Origin of the sequence: Halobacillus mangrovi (genome assembly GCF_002097535.1) — a bacterium.
Taxonomy (GTDB): domain Bacteria; phylum Bacillota; class Bacilli; order Bacillales; family Halobacillaceae; genus Halobacillus; species Halobacillus mangrovi_A.
Genome location: NZ_CP020772.1, coordinates 4,059,431 through 4,081,488, shown reverse-complemented (window position 1 = coordinate 4,081,488; position 22,058 = coordinate 4,059,431). Strand labels below are relative to the sequence as shown.

16 protein-coding genes are annotated in these 22,058 nt (G+C 42.9%); 6 read left to right on the top strand and 10 right to left on the bottom strand.

Annotated elements, in window-relative coordinates; genetic code table 11:
- Nucleotides 1-102 precede the first annotated feature (102 nt).
- The 5 genes from HM131_RS20255 to HM131_RS20235 all read left to right on the top strand — a co-directional run bounded on the left by HM131_RS20255 (nucleotide 103) and on the right by HM131_RS20235 (nucleotide 5,254).
- Nucleotides 103-699 (top strand): flavin reductase family protein, encoded by a 597-nt coding sequence (locus HM131_RS20255; RefSeq protein WP_198162693.1) that lies wholly within the window; start codon nucleotides 103-105, stop codon nucleotides 697-699.
- Nucleotides 700-1,486: 787 nt separating this feature from the next.
- Nucleotides 1,487-1,864, top strand: coding sequence for a GntR family transcriptional regulator (locus HM131_RS20250; protein WP_085031633.1), 378 nt, complete (start codon nucleotides 1,487-1,489; stop codon nucleotides 1,862-1,864).
- The gene (locus HM131_RS20245) at nucleotides 1,857-2,756 is read left to right on the top strand and encodes an ABC transporter ATP-binding protein (protein ID WP_085031631.1); all 900 of its coding nucleotides are present in this window, start codon (nucleotides 1,857-1,859) and stop codon (nucleotides 2,754-2,756) included. The genes HM131_RS20250 and HM131_RS20245 overlap by 8 nt, the downstream gene beginning before the upstream one ends.
- Nucleotides 2,731-4,710: a DUF6449 domain-containing protein gene (locus tag HM131_RS20240; protein WP_085031629.1), complete on the top strand. Its 1,980-nt coding sequence runs from the start codon at nucleotides 2,731-2,733 to the stop codon at nucleotides 4,708-4,710. Before HM131_RS20245 ends, HM131_RS20240 begins: the two co-directional genes overlap by 26 nt.
- Nucleotides 4,711-4,726: 16 nt before the next feature.
- Nucleotides 4,727-5,254 carry an RNA polymerase sigma factor gene (locus tag HM131_RS20235; protein WP_085031627.1) on the top strand — a complete coding sequence of 176 codons (528 nt, stop codon included), beginning with the start codon at nucleotides 4,727-4,729 and terminating at the stop codon, nucleotides 5,252-5,254.
- Between the two features lie 42 nt (nucleotides 5,255-5,296).
- Here HM131_RS20235 and HM131_RS20230 read toward each other — a convergent pair whose 3' ends face one another.
- From HM131_RS20230 to HM131_RS20205, 6 genes are all read right to left on the bottom strand, one after another.
- Nucleotides 5,297-6,244 (bottom strand): nucleoside hydrolase, encoded by a 948-nt coding sequence (locus HM131_RS20230; protein WP_198162692.1) that lies wholly within the window; start codon nucleotides 6,242-6,244, stop codon nucleotides 5,297-5,299.
- 113 nt (nucleotides 6,245-6,357) lie between these two features.
- Nucleotides 6,358-6,855, bottom strand: coding sequence for a PCYCGC motif-containing (lipo)protein (locus tag HM131_RS20225; RefSeq protein WP_157130882.1), 498 nt, complete (start codon nucleotides 6,853-6,855; stop codon nucleotides 6,358-6,360).
- 95 nt (nucleotides 6,856-6,950) lie between these two features.
- A complete protein-coding gene (locus tag HM131_RS20220) occupies nucleotides 6,951-8,585 on the bottom strand; it encodes a thiamine pyrophosphate-binding protein (protein WP_085031621.1) in 1,635 nt (544 codons plus the stop codon).
- A gap of 6 nt (nucleotides 8,586-8,591) precedes the next feature.
- Nucleotides 8,592-11,408, bottom strand: coding sequence for a bifunctional diguanylate cyclase/phosphodiesterase (locus HM131_RS20215; RefSeq protein WP_085031619.1), 2,817 nt, complete (start codon nucleotides 11,406-11,408; stop codon nucleotides 8,592-8,594).
- 130 nt (nucleotides 11,409-11,538) lie between these two features.
- Nucleotides 11,539-12,717 carry a chromate efflux transporter gene (chrA, locus tag HM131_RS20210; protein ID WP_085031616.1) on the bottom strand — a complete coding sequence of 393 codons (1,179 nt, stop codon included), beginning with the start codon at nucleotides 12,715-12,717 and terminating at the stop codon, nucleotides 11,539-11,541.
- Nucleotides 12,718-13,032 (bottom strand): PadR family transcriptional regulator, encoded by a 315-nt coding sequence (locus HM131_RS20205; RefSeq protein ID WP_085031614.1) that lies wholly within the window; start codon nucleotides 13,030-13,032, stop codon nucleotides 12,718-12,720.
- A gap of 221 nt (nucleotides 13,033-13,253) precedes the next feature.
- On the opposite strand from HM131_RS20205, the gene HM131_RS20200 reads away from it, so the two are divergent.
- Nucleotides 13,254-14,240, top strand: coding sequence for an NAD(P)/FAD-dependent oxidoreductase (locus HM131_RS20200; RefSeq protein ID WP_085031612.1), 987 nt, complete (start codon nucleotides 13,254-13,256; stop codon nucleotides 14,238-14,240).
- A 210-nt stretch (nucleotides 14,241-14,450) separates the two neighbouring features.
- Here the strand turns inward: HM131_RS20200 and metH are convergent, their stop codons facing one another.
- Genes metH through HM131_RS20180 form a run of 4 tightly spaced genes read right to left on the bottom strand, consistent with a single transcriptional unit; the run spans nucleotide 14,451 to nucleotide 22,050 of the window.
- The gene (metH, locus tag HM131_RS20195) at nucleotides 14,451-17,906 is read right to left on the bottom strand and encodes a methionine synthase (protein WP_085031610.1); all 3,456 of its coding nucleotides are present in this window, start codon (nucleotides 17,904-17,906) and stop codon (nucleotides 14,451-14,453) included.
- Nucleotides 17,887-19,749, bottom strand: a complete 1,863-nt coding sequence (locus HM131_RS20190; RefSeq protein WP_085031608.1) for a bifunctional homocysteine S-methyltransferase/methylenetetrahydrofolate reductase — start codon at nucleotides 19,747-19,749, stop codon at nucleotides 17,887-17,889. Before HM131_RS20190 ends, metH begins: the two co-directional genes overlap by 20 nt.
- Nucleotides 19,736-20,932 carry a cystathionine beta-lyase gene (gene metC, locus HM131_RS20185; RefSeq protein ID WP_085031606.1) on the bottom strand — a complete coding sequence of 399 codons (1,197 nt, stop codon included), beginning with the start codon at nucleotides 20,930-20,932 and terminating at the stop codon, nucleotides 19,736-19,738. The genes HM131_RS20190 and metC overlap by 14 nt, the downstream gene beginning before the upstream one ends.
- Nucleotides 20,929-22,050, bottom strand: coding sequence for a methionine biosynthesis PLP-dependent protein (locus HM131_RS20180; protein WP_085031604.1), 1,122 nt, complete (start codon nucleotides 22,048-22,050; stop codon nucleotides 20,929-20,931). The genes metC and HM131_RS20180 overlap by 4 nt, the downstream gene beginning before the upstream one ends.
- Between the last annotated feature and the right edge of the window lie 8 nt (nucleotides 22,051-22,058).

Below are 22,058 nucleotides of genomic sequence, written 5' to 3'. Positions count from 1 at the left end.
CCTAAACCGACCGTTTTAAACAAATACTGGAACCTAATTTTATGATAATGAAGATGAATCAAGTATGATAAAGGTATATGAAGTCACAGGAGGAGATGCTGCTTGATCATAAGGAAAGAACAGTTTAGTGAACATAACATGAGCAAATTGATTAAAGGTGCTGTCGTGCCGAGGCCTATCGCCTGGGTATCCTCAGTCAGTGCTTCCGGTGTTCGCAACCTTGCACCATTCAGTTTTTTTACTGTTGCATCTATGGACCCGATTACCCTATGTTTTTCTGTTGGGACTCTGGACCGTGAAAAAGATACACTGACGAATGTGAAAGAGAAAAAACAATTTGTCGTTAATATCGTATCTGAATCCCTGGCTAATCAAATGCATGAAAGCAGCAAAGCTTATTCCCCAGAAGAGGATGAGTTTTCGATCGCAGGAACAAAGGTAGACAAGGCTGCGTTCGTTGACGTCCCTAAGGTTGCTGATGCACCTGTGAGTATGGAGTGTGAACTGGACAGGATTATAGAATTAGGATCGAACAGTCTGATCTTAGGAAAAGTAGTTGGCTATCATATTCGTGATGATGTGTATATGGAAAAGGACAAGGTCGACCCTCATCGCTTAAGGCCTGTCGGTCGGATGGCAGGGGATTACAGTTATATTCGTGAATTCTACTCGCTTCCAAATGAAGAGTTCCCAAAATAACAAAAGCACCCTTATCGGGGTGCTTTTTTATGTTTTTCATAGTAATACGTATAGGTTTATTCAGGATAACAGCAGTTATCTTGAAGAATTGATTTCGAGATAACTTCGGTTCGTAACTGTAAAAGCGGTTAGGGATGGATGGAAAATAACTCGCTTTCCTGCGGGGGAACTGGCAAGCCTCCTCGTTCGCTGCGCTCTCTGTGGGGTCTTGCCTAGGTCCTTCTCCCGCGGGAGTCTCGTCATTTTCCATCCATCCCTGCTGGCAATAATTTAACGAACCCTTAAGAATTGAGTTCCAGTATCTAGGTGTTTTGATAAATACCTCTCAACAACAGAGTGTTTAAAATACTCCTTGAAGCCTGTTCCTATAGTACAAGTACTAATAAGTGTGCTTCTGAAACTACTACCTCATAATGGGTTTCCGTTTAATTCATTAATCGTAGGGTGGAAGGGGGAATGGAGAGACTCTTGCGGGAATGGTATGGCTGGCAAGACCCCACAGAAAGCATAGCGAACGAGGAGGCTTGCCGTCATCCCCGCGGAAAGCGATCCATTTCCCCTCTCACCTTTCCTGATATTAGAAAACGGAAACAAACTCACCAAAATGTGTACTTATCTTGAAACTAAGTCTTTAGGATGAGGAGGCTCTATTGGGAGTAAAAATCTTCAAAAAAATTGAAAAAAGTCCTTTCCAAATTAAAGATAATTAGCTATACTACTAACTGTAATATGAATATTAATACAGTTAATACAGTAAACATAGATTAGCAGGGACGGGGGTGTGTACATGTTCGAGCTCGACGTCAGAAGTCGAAAACCCATTTACGAACAATTGGTAGAAAAATTGAAGCAGCTCATTATTAACGACGTATTGAAAGAAGACGAAAAGCTTCCTTCTGTTCGAGACCTTGCACAGCAGCTCACGATTAATCCAAATACAATCCAGAAAGCATACAGAGAACTTGAGTCACAAGGATACATCTACTCAGTGAAAGGCAAAGGAAGTTTCGTTAATCCTGTCCAGCCGACCAAAAATACGGAGGAGTTGAAAAAAGTGCGAGAAGAGTTGAAGAAATTGTTTGCTGAGGCCATTTATCTGGGGATGACTTCAGAAGAAATCCAAGCGCTTCTCCACGAAGTCCAAGGAGGGGAACAAGATGATTGAGGTTAAACATGTAGATAAATCTTATGAGAAGGAAAAAATCCTTACACATGTAAGTTTTCATGTGAAAAAAGGTTCCATATACGGTCTGTTAGGCTCAAACGGCGCAGGAAAGACCACATTGATGCGAACGATTGCCGGGATTTTAAAACAGAATACGGGAACCGTCCGTGTAATGGATGAACCGATTTTCGAAAACGACAAAATTAAGCAGCGAATGGTTTTCCTGCCGGATGCTTTATATTTCTTACCGCAATATACAGTGAAACAAATGGCTAACTATTATCGCGGAATGTACGAGAATTGGAATGAAGAACGTTATGAGAGATTAAAGCCACTCTTTAACTTGAATGAAAATAAAAAGATCAGTCAATTTTCAAAAGGAATGCAAAGACAAGTGGCTTTTTGGCTGTCTATGTCAGTCATGCCAGACGTCCTGATTTTAGATGAGCCGTTTGATGGACTTGATGCTGTGATGAGAAAGAAAATTAAAAACTTGATCTTTCAAGATGTGGCAGACCGTGAGATGACGGTTCTGATTTCTTCTCATAATTTGAGAGAAGTGGAGGATATTTGTGATCACGTCGGTATCCTACATAATGGCGAATTGCTTCTTGAACGAGACCTTGATGATCTTAAAGAAGACATCCATAAAGTGCAGGTTGCGTTAAAAGGCGGAAATGAACAGATCTTAGAGAGTGATCTGAACATTATTTATCAAGAACGGCGAGGGAGTGTATTGCTTTTGATTGTAAAAGGAAGCGAAAGGGAAGTCAGCAGGACCATCAATCGATTCAATCCGGTTGTATATGACCGTCTGCCGCTCACGTTAGAGGAAATCTTTATTTATGAAATGGGAGGTGCCGGTTATGCCATTGAAAACGTCCTCGTTTAGAAAAGAATTGTTCAAGCAGAACTTTCGAAATGTAGGTTGGATCAGTATTATTTATTTGCTTGGCCTTTTCTTTACTGTACCTTTGCAGTTAATGATGGCCCTCAATTCAGAGTACGGAGTTGAACCTAGTGATGCGGGGTTATTTTCTACAACATTCACGTTTGAAATTCAAGCCTTCTTTCTGTTCATCATGCCCGTGTTGATGGCGATCTTCCTTTTTCGCTACCTGCATGTGAAAGAGGCATCTGACTTTATCCATAGTCTGCCTGTACGAAGAGAAAAACTATTTAACTATCATTTGGGCTCAGGGCTGTTTTTGTTAATCCTCCCCATATTAATCATTAGTTTGATTCTCTTGATGTTTCTCTGGTTTGTGGATGTGTCTGACTTTTTTTCGTTTAGTGAATTAGGATATTGGACGTTGCTTATGGTCATCGTTTCAGTACTCACTTTTATGTCCGGCGTCTTCGTCGGCACGTGGACAGGATTATCAGCTGTCCAAGGTATCCTGACCTATATCCTGCTGCTGTTTCCAGCAGGGTTTGTACTGCTCGTTTCCTATCACATTCATTTTTATGTGAACGGGATTTCAGCGGGGCTAGTCATGGATAGCTCACTCCAAAGGTTTTCTCCGATTGTAAATGTATTAGAGTACTATCCTTTGCGAAATGAGGCAGGTTATCTTCCTGTTGGCTATCTGGATCTAGGAATTTACGTTGTTCTCAGTCTCGTTTTTTACGTTCTAGCTCGAATCATATACCAAAAGCGTCAGCTAGAAGCAGCTTCATCTGCCATTGCGTTGACTTCTTTAAAACCCGTATTTAAATATGGAATGACGTTCTGCTTTGCGCTTGTTGGCGGACTGTACTTCAGTGACTTGCAAAATGCTTACTCTTGGATTATCGCTGGATACATCTTCGGGGGAGTATTGGGTTATCTTCTTTCAGTGATGTTAATCGAAAAAACGTGGAGAGTTTTTTCCTGGAAGCAAGGGAAAGGGTTCGTTGTGTACGGGTTTGCGGCAGCTCTATTAATCACTGTTCTTCCACTTTTCTGGTTGAATTATGAATCATATGTGCCGGAAGAATCTGAGATTAAAGCCGTGTTTTTTGGTAATGGATACCACCATTACGAAGATACATTGTCACAAAATGACCCTTCTTTAATTCGAAGTGAAGAAGGAATAGCAGCTGTCCGTCAATTACACAAAGAGTTTATAAATAAGGATCAGCCATTAGATCGAGGAGATCGGTTCTACTTTATTGCTTATCAGTTGGAGGGTGGAGAAGAAGTTTATCGTTACTATGAAGTTGATAAATCGCTCTTTAACGAAGAATTTGCACAAGTTTCTAACGTGAAAGAATATAAAGAACTAAACTATTCGGTTCTGAAAACGGAAGCAAATGAAGTTCAAAAAGTAACGCTTGAACCGATTTATTCGGGTGCGCCAAAGCCTGTAAACCTGCTAGATCCTGAGAAGATTGAAAGCTTTTTAGAAAGCTACCAAAAAGACCTTTATGACTTGTCCTATGAAGAAATGGCTTATCCGAGAGGTTTAAGAACGGATGGGAATTTGGTCATAGAGGGAGAAGACAGTGAGTACATTTCTATCTATCCTTCTTATGACAACACGATTAAGTGGTTAAAGAATGAAGGGATTTATGAGCGAGTGATCATCCAGCCAGAAGATATCGCTCGTGTTGAAATTTTGCCCTGGGGTAGTCCGGAGAATGTGCCTGACCGAGTGGCCTATGAACAAATGAAATCGCAAGGGAATGAGGCCTGGACCGTAACTGAAGAAGAAAAACTCTCTCAGGTGATGAAAGGTTCACACGACAGAGGAAATGGCGAGTACTTAGTAGGTGTTTATTACGAAAATGATTCCCACTTTTATGATGTTTTGAGTTTTACTGAAGAGGACGCTCCTGAGTTTATAAAAAATCATTTCAAATAATGAAGGAGAACAAATCATGAGGATTGACTTTACTGATTTATATAACCAGCATTATCATCGTGTTTATTATGCAGCTGTTAAAGTAACGAAGGATCCTGCCAAGGCAGAAGACGTTCTCCAAGAAACGTTTATAAAAGCTTATGAAAAGTTAGAAGAGGTGCAGGAAGAGGGGAAACTTGGTGCTTGGCTTTCAACTATTGCTTCAAGGAAGGCGATCGACACGCTTAGAAAGGATAAGAAGCTGGTTATGCTACCCATCGAGGAGCTGCATAGTCTTAATACTTCTTCGAATTTTGAAAGCTCAGATGTTGAAGCTGAGTATAACCGTATTGATCTCGAAGAGCGTATGAAGAAAAAAGTCAGTACGCTTCCTCCAAAATTGAGAGTTGTTTTTCAACTTAGCTTTTACCAGCAGCTTAATGAGAAAGAGATTGCCGGTATACTGAATGTGACTTCTTCTGCTGTAAAATCACGACTGCACCGGGCTAGACAGACAATGAAAGCTAAAATGGCTAAAGTAACAGGACACAATTATCCGGCATAATGAGAAAAAGGTTCCACATATAGTGGAGCCTTTGTGGTTGTTTTAAGGTTCGAATCCGGAAAACACCTTCATAAAGTCGTTTTGAAATTGCTCCACATTAAAATTAAGTATGATTTGATTAACTGGGTAGTTTGAGACCATTTCTGGAACAGGACGGAAATCAGCAAAGGTCATCCCTTTTGCAGGGCCCTCTGTCACCACAAATACTTGTTTTTGAATTACATGGAAAGGGGATTTGTCCGTCAAATAAGAAAGTAAGGTCACATCATGGATGGGGGCCCCTTGGATGCCGGGAATGATCTCATTATACTTCTTGCTGTAAAAATCCATAATCGGTTCTAGAATTGGGGTGAAAGGAGTTTGAGTATGATTAGAAAGGCGATCAATCATCCCATTTGAGATAATGGCACGATTACTAATATTGAGGGGGACAAAGGTCATGTTCTTACCCATTGACGCCACGATCCGGGCTGCTTGTGGATCTCCATAAACGTTGGCTTCGGCAAGCGGGGTCCAATTTCCTGGGACAAGAAAGGCACCGCCCATAATGATGATATCTTTCACTTTTTGCTGCATCTCGCTTCCCATCTGCATAAACAGCTTGGCAAGCGAGGTCAATCTCGATAAATTTACAATCGTCAGATCCAGCTCATATTGTTCAATTAACTCATAGATTTTAAAAAAAGGGTGAAGGTAAAGCGACTGTACATCTGTTAAATCAAGTCCCCCAATACCTTTATATCCGTGAATCTCAGGAAATAGTTGTGGAGCCACTCCTGAGAGCGGCGTAGAGGAGCCATTAATAATAGGGATGTCCTTTCTATCAGCAAGTTTAAGCAGGAAGCTTGTATTTCTGCAGGCTGCACTATGGCTGACATTCCCATAATCACAAACAATGCCGACTACTTCTAGCTCGGGATGAAGAAGGGCGTACATGATGGCAAAAGCATCATCAACACCAGGATCAGCGAATAGTAGGATTTTTTTCAAACGAACACTTCCTAATATTTTACTTTTATACCATTTTACTTCCCCTAAAGATCTTTTATGTACCTAAAAATTTCAAATAAAAAACTGCCTCTTATAGAGGCAGTTGATGTCCTTTAGATTTCAGGAGTAGGTGTTGGTTCAGCATAGTTTTCACCATAAGTCTTGTCGATATCTTCTCTTATTTGTTTCACAGATTTTCTTTCTTGATGATCAATGATGGACTTTGCTGCTATTTCCAAGCAGACTCCACATTTAGTTGCGTGGTCATCCCAAACAACCGATCCATTTGCTTTAGTCTCATGAATAAAGCAATCATAATTGTTTTTATGCCCTACACTTTCTCCGCACCCGCAATAGCAAGGCATGTTCTCTAAAAGATCTTTATTTTGCGAAACGGCTGTATATAGCGTTTGCATATCTTCGTTTTTATCATCAAGGAAAGCGGGCAGTTTATCTTTACTAGCTGTTTCTTCACGTAAGTCACCGTTGACATGTTCGGTTTGGTTTTCATCATCACTTTGGGTGGTAGAGGTAGAGTTCTGTCCTGCGCTGCATCCGGTCAGGAAACTACCAAGTATCAAACCGAAAAGAAGAAGTCCTTTCCATTTCATAATAAGCACCCTCTTTATAAATATCTAAATCTATCATAAAGAGAGCCATTCAAAGAATCAATCTTTAATAATGAAATTACTCTTTTAGACACATTTTATTTTCCGAAAGAGGATAGAAATTTAACGCGATCACCCATAGGAGGGACATTATTATCGACAAGAGCTACTTCTAAAACCGCAGGTCCTTTTGTTGATTGCAGATGATCTAGTGTTTCTGCCGACAAGTCTTCCAAGCTTTCTACACGAGCGCTTGGAACTCCAAGAGAGGCTGCCATTTGGGATAGATCAACGGGTTCCTGGTCAAAGCGTTCATGAGCTCGCTTATATTGGAGAGCGTGGCCGTGATGGACCATACCGAGTCTTGCGTTATTCATCACAATGAAAAGAACGGGGATTTGATATTCTTTCGCTGTAAGGATCTCCATCCCATGCATGAAGAAACACCCATCACCGGTAATACTCACTACAGGGCGGCCGGGGTCCGCAAGCTTAGCTCCGATAGCACTGCCAATACCGCTCCCCATAGCTCCGAAATGGACGTTGATATCGAATGAATCCTCACTTCTTACATTCATATGGTGGATGACATAAGCCATGAATTCTCCGATATCAATGGTATATCTAGTAGAGGAAGGCAGCTTGTCCTGTAAAGACATTAATACATTGTAAGTATTGTATTCATCAGTGAGAGGTTTAGGTGTACGCTCATTCAACAAATCTCTTCGGCGTGACCATCCTAAGCTGTTCAACCCTGTAATCAAGGAGGAAACGGACACAGAAATATCCCCATGGATGGCAAGATCCAGGGCATACTTTCGATTAAATACAGAAGAGTCAAAATCGACTTGAATGGTGTAACGGTCTTTTGTGATATTTGAATTATAGTTGTTCGTTGCCGTTTCTCCAAGGCTTGATCCTAGAATAAGTACGGCTTCCGTATGGTTATCGTTGATCAATTCTGACGCTGTTTCGTGGCCAGCGAACCCGAAAATGCCTTTTAGCAATGGGTGGTCGTCTGGAACCAGTCCTTTAGCTTGTGGAGATGTGACGATTGGCCAATTTAAGGTTTCGGCAAGCTCCAGCACATCATCTACAGCGCCACGGATCCCTTGTCCTGCAAAGATGTAGCCATCCTTGACGGAAGCTAATTGTTTAACTGCTTCATAAATTAGTTCATCGTCTGGAAGAAGCGGTTTACGGGTCGGAAACACTGGGGTTGGTGATGGGGCGACATCCGTTAGCTGAACGTCAATTGGCATAGCGATATGAACAGGACCTGGTACCCCCGTCAATGCGATTTCAACAGCTTTATGAATTTCCGGCAGAAGATCTTCAGCTTGATCGACACGTTTGCTGTATTTGGTCACAGGCTGATAGAGAGGATCAGCGTGTAATTCTTGAGATGCGTTAAGACCGACTGTATTCACCGGGACAGCTCCAGTTAAAAACAGGACAGGGAGGTGTTCGCGCATAGCATTGGCCGCCCCTGTAATGAGATTCGTTCCTCCTGGCCCGCTGCTTCCGATACATACACCTAAAGATTGGGAATACTTAGCGTAGGAAGCGGCCATGTAGGAAGCCGCTCCTTCATGTTTCGTAATGATCGGTGTGATCGATGGAGTATCATAAAGTTCATCAAAGAAAGCATTAACGGATCCAGCAGGAATACCAAATATATAGGATACGTCACCGTAAACGAGATAATCCAATACAGCACGAACTGATTTCATTTCTTTTTACCCCTTTTTATTAGATATTTTAGTGTACTTCTCAACAAACTGGTCAGGCAGTACAGGACGACTGAAGTAAAACCCTTGAATAAGATAGCAGCCGTTATGCTCAAGGAAGTCTACTTGTTCTTTTGTTTCTACACCCTCCGCTATGACATTGAGCTGAAGGCTTCTAGCTAACGTAATAATCGTATTCGTAATGGCTGCGTTATTGTCATTGATGGTAATGTCATCGATGAAGGTTTTATCTATTTTCAAAGTGTCGACTGGAAAATCCTTTAAGTATCCAAGCGAAGAAAATCCTGTCCCAAAATCATCAATGGATATTTTGACCCCAAGTTTTTTCAAAGCTTGAATCATAGATAATGTTTTTTCAGTATTATGGATGATCAAATTTTCCGTAAGTTCTAGTTCAAGGTTCTGAGGTGGAAGACCTGTCTCGTCTAAAATCCTCTTGACAATACTGATCAGATCATTTTGTTTAAATTGCTGAGGAGATAAGTTAGCTGATACAGAAAGGTTAGTTAAGCCATCGACGTACCATTCTTTCATTTGCCTGCAGGACTCTTCCAACACCCATTCCCCAAGTTTAGAGATCAAGCCTGTTTCCTCAGCAAGAGGAATAAAATCTTTAGGAGGAAGCAGTCCAAGAGAAGGATGCTGCCAACGTATGAGAGCTTCAACTCCAATGATGGTGTTCGAACGTACATCGAATTTAGGCTGATAGTAAAGCGTAAATTCATTTCCTTGATCCAGTGCTTTGTACAAGTCGTTTTCCAGTCGAATGGTTTCCAGGGAACGGTTCTCAATGTCAGGGGTATAAACTTGATACTGATTTCCTGTCATTTCTTTTGCTTTGTACATGGCGACGTCTGCGTGTTTTACAAGTGTTTCCGCAGTGACTCCGTTGTCTGGATAGAGGCTGATTCCAATGCTTGTTTTAATGGCAATCTCTTGATTGTTAATCATAAAAGGATTGGAAAAAGCATTAAGAATTTCCTTTGCACAATGAATCGCTTCATCCTGTCCATCTACACTTGGAAGCAGGATGATGAATTCGTCTCCTCCTTGCCTTGAAACTGTCGCTTCTTTTGGAATAACCTTTTTCAGGCGGTGGGCGACTTCCTTCAGGACAGAGTCTCCGAACCCATGACCAAACGTATCGTTGATTTTTTTGAAGCGGTCTAAATCAAGAAACAAAATCGCCATAGATCTGTTATGCATTTCGGAAAATGTTAAGGCTTGAATCAGACGATCCTGGAATAGAACACGGTTAGGAATGTTAGTAATACTGTCGTAATACGCATGGTATCGAATCTTTTCCTCCATTTGCTTGCGGGTCGTCACATCTTTAAACGTGATTACAGAGCCGACCGTCATATCTCCTTGTCGTTGAGGCGTAATCACGTATTCCACGGGGAAGAGCTCACCGTTTTTTCGGATAAAGTATTCATCGGTTTGAGAACGATCTTTTTTACTTTTTTCGTAGGAAGAAAAATCATAAGGTTGATCTCCCGTCAACAGCTCTGATTTTACGATGGAATAAAAACATAAGCCGATCACTTCATCTTCATAGTCATACCCAAGAAGTTCGGTAGCTGAAGGGTTGGAAAAAGTAATCTTTCCTTTGAGATCCATACCGAAGATGCCTTCTCCTGCTGAATTCAAAATCAATTCTTTTTCCTGGCTTATTTGTTTAAGTTCCGTAAAAGCCCCTTCAAGCTCCTTATTCTTCTGCCGTAATTCAGACGTTCGCTGCTGGATGATTAATTCTTGTTTTTCCATATAGATTAAGTTGGATAACACTGGGGCGGTAGCATCGACAATGGATTCGGCTAACTGCATAGCTGAGCGTGAGAACGCGTAGCCTTTTTCCTTCAAGTTCACCACGGTGATGGTTCCAAGAACCTCTCCGACAGCAACGAGAGGAATCATATACATCGCTTGAATTCCAAACCCTCTGCAAGCGTCCTGGTTGACGCGCTCATCTATGGAGACGTCTGGAACCATAACCGATTGTTTCGTATCAATGACTTCTTTAAAAAGCCTGTCTTTCGTATGATCTACTTTCAACTCATAATGAGTCTCCATCCATTCCTCTTCTGTCCAGTCACTATCCTTACTCAAGCTTGCAGGTCTGATCTGCCGTTCAGCAAAAGGATCGACAAAGTGTGCACCTATGTTTTGATTATTCAATACTTTTCCTAAGTAATAGAAACAGCGGTCCAGCGCTTCTTGTAAAGATGAACATAAAGAGAGGTCGCGAGTTACATTCAATAACAACTGTTTTTCTTCGATCAGTGCTTGTTTCCTGGTCAAGTTGTTCGCATTCCTGATGGCGACAGCAGCCATATTTACGTAAGCTTCCACAGACTCAATCTCTGATTGGGTGAGATTCATCGGAATGCCGTAATCAAACAAGTAAACAAGACCGTAAAGCTCTTGTTCGTAATAGATAGGAGAAACGAGTAATGATTTGATTTTAAAAGCTTCCACCGCACGTTTGTCCGGGCGGCTATCTTTGGATGTATCGGGAATGTAAATGGAAGTACGTGTTTCAATGACTTCTTTCATCAGTAGGTCATATTCAGGATCGACGACGTGCATATCTAGTGTCATCCCGTTAATCACTTCTGGCTTCCCTACATACCCTCTAAACGTTCCGTCTTCCTGGGGTAAGTAAATTCCGACTGAATCGCAACGCATGATTTCTTCGGATATGGCTGTGACAACGTGTTGTAGGACTTCGCGTAAATCAAGCTTCATATTGATCAGCTTGGTGATTTCTGCAAGACGAGAATATCTGCTTTGTTCTTCAGCCATCGTAAAACCTCCCTAAAAGACTCCATATTTTGATAAAGTTCGACTTCTGTATCGATATTCCTGCTTTTTTTACTTGTTTTTTCCTTTATAAAATAAAAAGGCACAAAAGATGAGCTTTTGTGCCTAATTTCTACAAATAGGATAGAATTGTTCCGCCTGCAACACCAATGAGCACAATCGCCCACGCAGGAACTTTGAAAAAGTGTAACAAGGCAAATAAGATGGCGGCTAATGCAAAATCATACCCATCAAGGATAGAACTTACGATGACAGGATCATAAAAAGCAGCAAGCAGGATTCCTACCACACTCGCATTTACTCCGGTCAAAATTCCTTGGAATGCTGGCCTTTTCCTAAGTTCATTTAAGAAAGGCAGAGCTGCAATTAAGAAAAGGAAAGAGGGAAGGAAGATCCCTGCCGTTGCCACAACAGCTCCAACTACACCTTCGATCATCGTTCCAAGATAACTGGAAAAAGTGAATAAGGGGCCAGGCACTGCCTGCGCCATTCCATATCCGGCTAGAAATTCATTTGCTGTCAGCCAACCAGTCGGGACAACTTCTCGTTCAAGCATTGGGAGGACTACGTGTCCGCCGCCGAATACTAGAGAGCCGACACGGAAGAATGTATCAAACAATTGAATGAGTAGGTTGTCGGTATTCCTTGCGATAATCGGCAGTGTTATTAATAGAGTTACTAAAACGCTGAGTGATATCATCCCCGCTTTTTTTGAAAAAGTGACAGGGAATGGCTGAATTTTAGATTGAGCTAAACCTGAGAACAGTTTTAATCCCAACAGTCCTGCAGCAAGAATTACTATGATTTGCATCCAGGCAGAAGGGTATAACAAGAGGATTAACGCCGAGGCGAGTGCTATGGCAATGCGAGGCCGGTCCGGGGTCAATTTCTTTCCAAGACCAATTAAGGCATGCAAGACAACCGCAGCGGCAACCACTTTAAGACTGTGAATAAACGGTGCGTCACCGATATCATACGTTTGGTACATAAGTGCGAAAAGGATGAGCACTAAAATAGAAGGGACTGTGAATCCAATCCACGAGATAAATCCGCCTAGCAATCCACCGCGCAGCATACCGATGGAGATACCGACCTGACTGCTGGCAGGCCCGGGAAGGAATTGGCACAATGCGATGATATCCGCATAAGTCTTATCATCCAGCCACTTTCTTCTATCAATATATTCATCTTTAAAATAGGCAAGGTGAGCCACCGGCCCGCCAAATGAGGTGAATCCAAGTTTCGTAGATGCTTTGAATATCTCTAGTAAAGATCCCTTTGGCTTGTCCATTTAATCTTTCCTCCAATCATCTTCTAAAACTTCCTGAGCAAGCTCTCTGACTTGCTGCTTGCCTTCTTCAAGGACTTGGCGTCCTTTGTCTGTAATTGTGTAGTACTTACGGATTTTCCCATGAACGGTTTCTTCATATTTATGAAGCAGCCCATTGGCATGAAGACTTTTCAATGTTGGGTAAAGCGTGCCAGGACTGATCTCGTAGCCATGGGAGGCGAGTTCTTCGATTAAATAAGCTCCATAAATAGGTTCCACATCGGCATGATAAAGAATATGAATCTTGATGGAACCTAGAAAGAAATCACGAAGCATATAATCACCTCCGATATCGAATTCCGATATCATATTACGATACCAGGGGTGACATTGCAATGGTTTAATTAAAACTTTTACTTAATCTTTATGTTTCAATTAGCCGTCTTGAATCTTTCAGTGAAACTCGATATACTTAATAAGTGATAATGATTCTCATTATTGACTATAAAAGATTCAAACGATCTACATAAATTACTAAACTGGAAGAGGAGATTCAGATGAGTGAAGTGTTTGATGTAACGATCATTGGAGGTGGCACAACGGGGATGTATGCTGCTTTTTACAGTGGAATGCGCGATTTGAAAACGAAAGTCATCGAGTACCAGCCGGACTTTGGAGGAAAAGTATCTTTTTTCTACCCTGAGAAAAAAATTTATGATGTTGGCGGTTTTCCAGGAGTGACTGGGGAAGAGCTGGTAACACAGGTGAAAGACCAAGCGAACCTTGTTGAACCGGTTATGGTACAAGGGGAAAAGATTCAGTCAATTGAGAAACTGGAAGACGGCAGCTTTCGATTGATAAATAAAAATGGAGGGGAACACCTCTCTAAAGCTATAATCATCGCCTCAGGAATGGGTACATTTGATATGCAGCCCCTTCAAGTAGAGGGCAGCGAAACCTACAAGAAGGAGCAGGTCCACTATACAATCCAAAATTTGAAGCAGTATGAAGAGAAGAAGGTAGTGGTCATATCTCAGAGCCGTGTCGGAATCGACTGGTCTCTTGCCTTAGAAAATATTGCTGATGAAGTTCATTTAATCAATCGCGGTGAAGAGTTCAAAGCCGTATATGAGCATGACATGGATCAGTTGAAAGACTCTTCTGTAAAGGTTCATCTAATTCAGGAGGTAGAGAAGCTTCACGGGGACGGCCATACAATGACAAGTCTGACTATGAAGGATGGGACTGAGTTAAAAGTAGATCACATCCTCGTTTATGAAGGCTTAAACATCGAAAAAAGCATGTATGCTGAATGGGGACTCGAAACAGAAAAAGGTCGGATTCCTGTCGGTACGGATATGTGCTCGACTATAGAGGGGATTTTTGTTGCTGGTGATGCCGCTATTTACCCAAGCAAAACCATGCTGATTGCTACTGGTTTTACGGAAGCCATGGCAGCGGTCAATAGTGCAGCCATGTACCTGGATCCCAGGGCAAAATCGCAAGTGTATAGTACAGTCATCTATAAATATGCAGATCAATGAAAAAGGGGCTGTGAAAAAAATTTACCCATTCAAAAATCCGAATGGTGGTGAAATTCTTATGATAAGATTTCATCACCATTCGGATTTTTTATAGTAGATTAGCGCCCACGTCCAATTTCTTCCATTGTTTTGGGGCATTTAATTTGAAGGTTGGAAGCCGCCATACTTTCACCTTGCAAGATAAATAATTATGTTCCAATCCCTTCTGTTCTAATGGACATTAAAGTAGCGGGCTTCTGGGTGTGCGAATACCATGGCAGTTACGGATGCTTCCGGCTCCATCATAAAACCATCTGTCAATTCTACACCGATATCTTCCGGTCGAATCAGCTGGAAGAGTTTCTTTTGGTCCTCCAGGTCCGGACAAGCTGGATAACCGAAGGAATATCTCTGGCCCTGGTACTTGGCAGAGAATCTTTCCTGCATCGTGAAATCAGTCGGATCAGGAAAGCCCCACTTATCCCTCATCAGCTGATGGATATGTTCGGCTAATCCTTCAGCGGTCTCGAGAGCAAGAGCCTGCAAAGCATGACTTTCCAAGTACTGACCGTTGTCTTTTAGCTCTACTGCTCGCTGACGAATTCCTTTTCCAGCAGTGACGGAAAAGAAACCAACGTAATCCATTTCCCCGCTTGAAACAGAGCGCAAATAGTCTGCTAGACAGAGGAAAGGTTCCTTCGGTTGTCTAGGGAAGGTGAAGCGCTCAATGACGGTCGTTTCGTCATTTTGGTCATAAATGAGGACATCATCTCCGTCTGATTGAGCAGGAAAGAATTGATAAATAGCTGAAGGTCGGATCCATTTCTCCACTTTTGCCTTCGTCAATAACCCATCAACAACTTCTTTCAAACGTACAGCTTTCTCATTTTTCTCTTCTAATAGCTTCGAAAATCTGCCTTTTAACCCAAGATGATGACCAATTAACATTTGCATATTGATAAAAGGCTCGATTTGAGCAACAGGGTAATCTCTAATGATGTGCTTCTCGAAATCATGAGGATGAAAAACAGGAACCGTTGTTGAAACGGTTGACTTTGGTTTTACAGCGACGGCTGTACCTCCTTCTGCAGATGGTGTTTGCACAGAATTACGTAATAGAGCTTTTTCCTGTTTCTTTTTATGGTCATCCAGCAGTTTTTCTCTGCTGTCTTCGTTACTCAGCTGATTGGATAAAGAGAGCCCATCCATCGCATCTTTCGCATATAAAACCGGACCTTCATATTCCGGCGAAATTTTCGTGTTTGTAAACTTTCGGGACAAAGCAGCACCGCCGACTAAGATCGGCAATGAGATTTTCTGCTGCTTTAAATCTTGTGCTGTTAAAACCATTTGCTGAGCGGATTTTACGAGTAATCCTGATAAGCCGATAATATCCGGCTTTTCACTTTGGACTTGTTTAATCAAATCAGATGGTGTGACCTTGATACCGAGGTCGACAACTTCAAATCCGTTGTTGCTAAGGATGATTTCCACAAGGTTCTTTCCGATATCATGAACATCTCCCTTAACAGTCGCAAGCAGCACTTTTCCTTTTTTATTAGAAGAATCCTGCTTCTCCATATGTGGCTCGAGAAAAGCCACAGACGTTTTCATTACTTCAGCACTTTGAAGAACTTCTGCGACGATTAACTGGTTATCGTTAAATAACCTTCCGACTTCAGCCATGCCATCCATCAACGGTCCATTAATGATGCCTAATGGAGCATCGTATTTTTGGAGTGCTTCTTCTAGGTCAGGAAGAAGTCCTTCCTTTGTACCCTCAACGACGTAGTGGGCAAGGCGTTCTTCAAGTGTCATCGTTTCCGTAGGCACCTTGACTTCTTTTTTCTTCCCGCGATAAAAGGCTGTGAAGTTTGCGAGCGTTTCATCTGTTGTTTTGAAAAGCAGTTCGTCCGCTTGATCGATTTCTTCTTGAGCAATCGATGCATATCGCTCAAGCTTTTCAGTATTGACGATCGCGTAGTCTAACCCTGCTTTTGTACAGTGATAGAGGTAGACGGCATTCAATACTTCTCTACCCACTGGAGGAAGGCCGAATGAGACATTACTAATTCCTAAAATGGTCTGGCAGTCAGGAAGGTGTTGTTTAATCAGCCTGATGCCTTCAATTGTCTCTTTTGCAGATCCGATGTACTGTTCATCCCCAGTACCGATTGGGAATACGAGCGGGTCAAAAATAATATCCGAAGGGTTGAGGTTGTACTCCTCGACGAGAATATCCCGGGAACGCTTCGCAATTTCTAGTTTTCTTTCTGCGGTTACCGCCATACCTGTTTCGTCGATCGTTCCTACGACTACGGCAGCTCCATATTTTTGGACTAAAGGGAGTACTTCTTTAAAGCGATCCTCGCCATCTTCTAAGTTGATCGAGTTAATAATTACTTTTCCTTGTGAATAAGAGAGAGCTTTTTCAATGACTTTTTCATCTGTCGAATCGATGACAAGGGGAACCTTCACCTTATTGACCACATGCTTCATAAAAGCTTCCATATCGACTTCTTCATCGCGGTCCGGGTCAGCGAGGCAAATATCGATGACATGAGCCCCTTTTTTCACTTGAGCACGTGCAACCTCAGAAGCTTCTTCAAATTTTTCTTCTGCTATCAGACGCTTAAATTTGCGTGAACCGATCACGTTTGTACGTTCTCCGACAAGAATAGGGCGACTGTCTTTGTCATCATAGATAAACGGTTCAATCCCTGCTACGGCATGAGGATGAGAAGCAGGGGCAGTTCTTGGAGTCAGTGGTCGAACAGCATCAGCAATAGCGCGAATGTGTTCGGGCGTTGTCCCGCAGCAGCCTCCAACGACATTCAGCCAGCCTTTTTCGGCAAAACCGGCCACTTTAGTAGCGAGTGATTCTGGCGTTTCATGATAATTTCCTTCTTCATCTGGCAAACCGGCGTTAGGGTAGCAACTTACATTCGTTGTCGCCAAGTCGGACAACGACCTTAAGTGATCCCGCATAAACTCTGGACCAGTCGCACAATTCAGACCTACTACCGCTGGTTTCATATGTTCCAGTGATAAATAGAAGGCTTCGATATTCTGTCCAGCCAGAGTCGTCCCCATCGGCTCGATTGTTCCAGAGATGATGAGAGGGGGATTCGCGTTCAAAGATTCCTTCGCTGCTGTGATTCCGAGGAATGCGGCCTTCACATTGAGCATATCCTGGGAGGTTTCTAACAAAAGAAGGTCAACCCCGCCTTTGATCAGACCTCTTGCCTGCTCTTCGTAAGAATTTTTAAGAGCTTCAAAGGTAGTGCCGCCTGTTACGGATAATGTTTTCGTCGTAGGACCCATCGCTCCCGCAACGAACCTGGGCTGCTCAGGAGTGGAATAGCGGCTGGCCACTTCTTTTGCGATTTGTGCGGCCTTTATATTGATTTCCTCAGCTAAGTATCCGAGGTCGTATTCATCCAAAACGAGGTCTGTCGCCCCGAATGTGTTTGTTTCTATGATATCTGCTCCTGCTTCCAGATAAGCCGCATGAATGGAGTCTAAAAGAGAAGGGTAAGTGAGGTTCAGGTATTCGTTACAGCCATCATAAGCTTCTCCGCCAAAGTCTTCGGCAGAAAGGTCGGCTTGCTGAAGCATCGTCCCCATCGCTCCATCCAAGACGAGTATTTTCTTAGCTAGTTGTTCTTCAAATAATGTGGATCCCATCAGTAACCTTCCTTTCTTGGCGCTCTTTCGTTTTCTCCTGAATGTAATGAGTCAGTTCCACTGTCATTTCATAGCGGAGAAACGGGGTGATCAAATAGATCCCATTAAATAAATCCAGTGCAGTATCAATCAGGGACTTCGCAATCGCAATTCCTTCCGCTTGTGCTTTTTCACGATCATTATTCACATTCTCCATCCGTTCGAGTATATCAGGGGAGAGGGACATTCCTGGTACTTCATTATGGAGGAATTCAGCATTTCTCAAGCTCGTTAAAGGCATAATTCCGATATAAATCGGGGCCGATATATGTTTCGTAGCTTCATAGGTTTCGATAATCTGCTGCTGGTTAAAGACAGGCTGGCTGATAAAGTAATCGGCTCCATAAGACAGCTTTCTCTCAAGCCGCTTGACTGCTCTGTTCAAGTTTCTTACATTCGGATTGAAAGCAGCGGCTACGGAGAAAGAAGTCGATTGACCTAATGACTTTCCTGAGAAAGAAATCCCCTTATTCAACTGCTTGATATAGTGAATCAAATCAAAGGATGATAGATCATAGACAGAAGTGGCTCCTGGGAAATCCCCGATTTTAGTCGGGTCCCCTGTGACGGCAAGCACTTCTGTGATCCCGAGTGTATGGAGTCCCATCAAGTGAGATTGCAAGCCTACGAGATTTCGGTCCCGGCAAGCGATATGAACTAACGGATTGATTCCATATTTCGATTGAATGATTGATGCCATAGCCGAATTGCTGATCCTTGGTGAAGCAAGCGAGTTATCTGCCAGTGTAACAGAGTCGACACCTGCTTCCTGCAAAGCCTTTGCCCCTTCAAAAAATTTATCTGTATTCAATCGTTTTGGTGGGTCGAGTTCAACAATAATGGAACGTCCCTCGGAAGCAAGCTCGTGCAAATGGGGAGGGCGGTTTTCTCTTTCGGCCACTTCAATCGCTTCCGGCTGTTTTACAGGCACATCCTTCTTTTCAATCGGCTTTTTGCCTTTGACCTTGGCAGCAATTGCTTCAATGTGTTCCGGTGTCGTACCACAACACCCGCCGATTAAGCGGGCGCCTTGTTCATATAAAGCCTGCGCACTTTTTTGAAAGTACCCTGGTTCTGTAGAATAAACGAGACGTCCATCCTGAAAACCAGGAAGACTTGCATTTGGATAAGCAGACAGTACGGCCTTTTCGGGAAGTGGCACTTCTTCAAGAGCTTGAATCATGTGGTAAGGTCCAAGCCGGCAATTCACGCCAACAACCGATGCTCCCTTATCTTCAAGCTGCTTGAGCGCTCCTGTTAGGGAAGTGCCGTCCTGGAGTACTCCCGGTTCATGCATCGAAACTTGAGCAATAATAGGAAGATAGGTTTCTTTTCTAGCAATCTCGATTACTGTCAGAAGTTCATCTAAATCATAATAAGTTTCAAGCAGTAACCCGTCGACTTTTTCAAATAGCAAGCAGTACAGCTGTTCACGGAAGCTGCGCTTAATTTCATCAAGAGATACGGCTTGTTTTTGGATGCCTCGAATGCCTCCTAATGTCCCGACAACATAGGTCTCTGGGTCTGCCGCTTGTTTTGCTAGTTTCACAGCAGCAGAGTTGATTTCCTTCACTTGATCCTCCAAACCATAACGCTGTAATTTCACATAATTCGCTCCGTACGTATTTGTTTGAATCACATCAGCTCCGGCCTGCACATATGCCTTATGAACATTTAACACTTCTTCTGGGTGAGACAGGTTTAATTCTTCAAAACAATGATCAATTCCGTACGAATAAAGAAGGGTTCCCATTGCTCCGTCTCCAATGAGTGTTTGGTGCTGTAATGCTTCATTTAGCTTCACGTGAAATCCCCCAATCTGCCACTTTAGGCCGTTGGTCCAAATATTGAAAAGCCTGCTTGAAGTCCTCAATAAGATCTTCTGGATTCTCAAGACCTACAGATAACCGAAGCAGTCCATCTGTAATGCCGCGTTTTCTACGTTCTTCAGGAGGCATAGATGCATGGGACATACGGGCTGGATAGGAGAGGATCGACTCCACCGCTCCCAAGCTGACAGCATACACTGGAATCTCCATATGCTTTGTCAATTGTCTTACGGCCTCTTCGTCCTTCAAACGGAACGACAGAACAGCTCCTGCCCCCTTGCTTTGGTACGTATGAGTGAAGTAACCGGGATGGGCAGTAAAGCCAGGATAATAAACTTCCTCCACAAGTGGATGCTTTGCTAAAAATTCTGCAATGGTAAGTGCAGACGCTGCGGATTGATTCAATCGGCAATGGAGCGTTTTAAGCCCTCGTAACACGAGCCAGGAATCGTGTGCCCCAAGAATGGATCCGAACGAGTTTTGTAAGAATGATAGTTTCTCAGCTACTTCTTGGTTATTGGTCGCTGCAAGACCAGCTACAACATCACTGTGTCCGGCAATGAACTTCGTTGCACTGTGAAGCACGAGGTCTGCGCCAAGATCCAAAGGCTGTTGAAGCGCTGGTGTCATGAACGTGTTATCAACGAATGTTAAGCAGTCATTCGCTTTTGCAAGTTTAGCAACCGCTTGAATGTCTGTAATCTTTAACAATGGATTGGAAGGTGTTTCGATATATAAAAGTTTCGTATTCGGGCGAATCGCTGTAGCGACTGAATGCAGATCGGTCATATCCACGAATGTGTGATCGATTCCAAACCTGTGAAGAACATCATGGATGATACGGAAAGTACCACCGTAGACATCCTCTGAAATCACCACATGATCGCCTTGAGATAAAAGCATGAAAGAGGTGGAGATGGCTGCCATGCCTGAGGCGAACGCAAATCCTTTTGTACCATTTTCAAGCCCCGCGATAGCATCTTCTAAAGCTTCTCTCGTCGGGTTGCCTGAGCGGCTGTAATCATATTTTCCTGGTTCATCAAAGTCAATCTGGTGAAACGTCGATGCCTGCTGAATGGGGACGCTGACAGCACCAGTTTGCTTATCGAATTTATGGTCATTATGAAGCAGGCGTGTCTGCAAAGAATAATCAGTCATTTGATCGTCTCCTCCTTTTTCAAGTTGGCAAGTGTTTGATCAAGGTCATAAATCAAGTCGTCAATATGCTCCACCCCTACAGAGAAGCGCAATAACCGGTTGCATACACCGTAAGAGGTTCTCGTTTCCTCCGGAATATCTGCATGCGTCTGTGTGGCAGGATACGTAATGAAACTTTCCACACCGCCAAGACTTTCAGCAAAACTGATGACTTTCAGATGGCTTAGGAATGGATCGACCCAGGCTTCTTCTTGTAAGCGGAAAGAGATCATCCCGCCTTGACCGGGATATAAAACATCTGAAATAGCATCGTGATTTTCCAAGTATTCTACAATGGCTTTGGCGTTTGCCTCGTGCTGCCTCATGCGAAGCGGTAAAGTTTTCATCCCTCTCATTAACAGCCAACAATCAAAAGGGGATAACACGGCTCCTGAGGTGTTTTGATGAAAGGCGAGCTTTTCGCAAATTTCTTCATCTTCCGCTACCAGGAGACCAGCCAGTACATCGTTATGACCTCCAAGGTATTTCGTTGCACTGTGAATAACGACATCTGCACCTTCTTTCAGCGGCTGCTGAAGTAGGGGAGTGTAGAGTGTATTATCGACAATCAACAACAGCTGATGTTCTTTGGTAAAACGAGCAATCTCAGGAATATCTGCTACATGCATAAGTGGATTGGTAGGTGTCTCGATATAAACCGCCTTCGTATTCGGGGTAAGTAAATCTTTCAGCCCTGATAAGTTCTGACTGGCACAGTATTGAAAAATCACTCCAGACTGTTCCGTTATGTGTTCGAACAAGCGATAAGTCCCTCCATACAAATCCTCTGAAACGAGTATTTCATCTCCTTGTTTGAAGAGGGAGAGTGCCGTTTGAATCGCCGCCATTCCGGAACTAAAGGCGAAACCAGCTTTTCCTTCCTCGATGTCTGCGATCGACTGTTCTAAAATTTTTCGCGTTGGATTGCCTGTTCTCGAGTAATCAAACCCCGTCGATTGCCCGATTCCCTTATGGCGATAAGGAGTAGAAAAGTACACGGGAGGGTTGATCGCACCTGTAGGATCCTCGTTTCGATTACCAGTTTGCACAAATTTTGTATCTGTATGAGGGGTGTTCATCGTCATTC